Source organism: Acidovorax sp. HMWF018, assembly GCF_003061035.1.
GTDB classification, from domain to species: Bacteria; Pseudomonadota; Gammaproteobacteria; order Burkholderiales; family Burkholderiaceae_C; genus Acidovorax; species Acidovorax delafieldii.
This window is the reverse complement of the sequence record NZ_QAIM01000170.1, coordinates 1-2259: the sequence shown is the minus strand read 5'-3', so window position 1 is coordinate 2259 and position 2259 is coordinate 1. Positions and strand designations below refer to the sequence as shown.

Below are 2259 nucleotides of genomic sequence, written 5' to 3'. Positions count from 1 at the left end.
CCCCAGGTCAAGGTCGAGTTCAAGGACATCACCGGCTACTCGGGTGAGTGGCTGGACACCGAACAGGCGATTGAGATCAGCACCACGGCTGCGGCCGGTGTGCTGTCCACGGCCTACCACGAGGCCCTGCACGGCTTCTTCAGCAAGTTCGTCAAGAGCGACCCCCGGGTGCTGGAGACCCTCAAGAGCCTGGCCGAAAACGACAAGATCCTGCAACGTGTTGCAGCACTGCTGGCCGACCACCCTGCGGCGGTCGATCAACTCAAAAGTGGTGAAGAACGCCTGGCTTATATCTATCAGTTCTGGGCCGCCGGACAGATGGACCTGCCCTTGGGCAAGCCCCGCACGCTGCTCCAGAAGCTGCGCAAGTTCTTCCGCCGTGTGCTGGGCCTGGTCAAGGATTCCGAGCGCGCTGTGGCCCTGTTTGAGGCCTTCCACGGGGGTCAGCTGGCCGAGCCAAGCGCCGCTGGCAAGGTCATTGCCCGGGTGCTGGACGAAGGCACTGGTGTCCTGAAGGCCCGGCGCAGTATCGACGGCCTGACCCAGTGGCTGGCGGCAAAAACCATGCCAGCTGAGACCATCCTGGCGACCAGCGAATCCAAGGCCGCCCAGGCCCTGGCCAAGGAGTTCTTCACCAACCCCGGTGACGAGGACGCCGCCCAGGAGGCTGAGGGCTACCTGAACGCCCGCCGCCGGGTGGCTGCCCGGTACAACAACACGTTCGCCCAGGCCATCAAGGGCCTCAGCGACCGCGACATGACCCAGGTGTCCAAGTACCTGCAGTCCGAAGCCGAGCTGGCCGACATCCCCTACGCCCCGCACCGCGAGGCCGTGGCCAAGATCCGTGGCCTGCTGCAGCGCTTCTACAAGTACATGAGCGACGAGCGCGGGTTGGAACTGGGCCACGCCGGGGAGAAATACTACCCCCGCGTGTGGAACACGGCCCTGCTACACGAGAAAAAGGACCAGTTCCTACAGATGCTCACCACCCACTACGACGCGGTGCTGGAGCAGGGCGTGCAGGGCAGCAAAGGCAAGCTCTCCAAGGACCAGGTCGCCGACCGCATCTGGCGCGCGCTGATCGACCGGGAAGGTGTGAACGACAAGCTCGACGCCCAGCGCCAGGACGGCGTGCTGGCGCCGTTCTTCGCCAGCAAGGAGAACCGCACCCTGGCCTGGCTCCAGGGTGAGCACGTCGAGCCCTTCCTGGAGAAGAACCTCGTGGCCACGCTGAGCCGCTACTTCCATCAGGGTGTGCGCGCGGCGGAGTACACCGAGCGCTTCGGCGCCGACGGCGAGATCCTGGAGGCCAAGCTGCGCGAGATCATGGGCGACCTGAACGATTTGTCCCACGCGAAGCTCAAGCGCCAGGAGTTCAAGGACGAAGACGCCCGCGCCAAGTGGGTGGCCCGCCAGTACCGTGACGTGGCCGACGCCGTGGGGGCGATGGAGGGCACGCTGGGCAAGGACATCTCATCCGGCTGGCGCAAGGCCAACAGCTGGATGACCGTGTACCAGAACGTGCGCCTGCTGCCCCTGAGCCTGTTTGCCTCGTTCGTGGACCCGCTGGGCATGGTGGCCCGGGGCGCCACCATGAAGGAGGCCTATGACGGGTTCCTGCGCGGCATGAAGGAGGTCGTGACGACCTGGGGCGATCTGTTCCGTGAGGAGCCCAAGGAGCGCCAGGCCGACGAGTGGGAGAAGCTGGCTGAGCACGTCGGTGCGGTGGATGCCGCGCTGTTCTCGCACCATGTGAGCGACGAGTATTCGTCGGTTTACATGGAGCGCGGCGCCAAGACCATCAACGACACGCTGTTCAAGCTCAACGGCATGGAGGCCTGGAACCGTGGCATGCGCGTGGCTGGGGTGAAGAACGCCGTTGCCTTCATCGAGCGCCACGCTGCGGGTGCGGACAAGGTCCACAGCACGCGCTGGCTGGAGGAGCTGGGCCTGGACCCCAAGAACATCCCGCTGGATGCTGAGGGCAAGCTCATCACTGACAAGGCCGTGCTGATGAAGACCAACGGCATCGGCAAGGCGCAGGCGGAGCGTGAGATCGACGCGGTCCACTACGCGATCAACCGCTGGGTGGAGGGTGCGATCCTCACGCCCAATGCTGCACAGCGCCCAGCGTGGGGCAGCGACCCGCACTGGTCGATGTTCTTCCACCTGAAGCAGTTCAGCTACAGCTTCCACCAGACCATCCTCAAGCGCGCGGTGAAGGAGATGAACCACGGCAACCTCGCCCCCATGGGGGCG

At 65.1% G+C, this 2259-nt stretch carries 1 protein-coding gene; it reads left to right on the top strand.

The window, feature by feature from the left end:
- On the top strand, window positions 1-2259 hold a 2259-nt coding region (locus DBR23_RS29545; RefSeq protein ID WP_158276428.1), incomplete at both ends, for a hypothetical protein.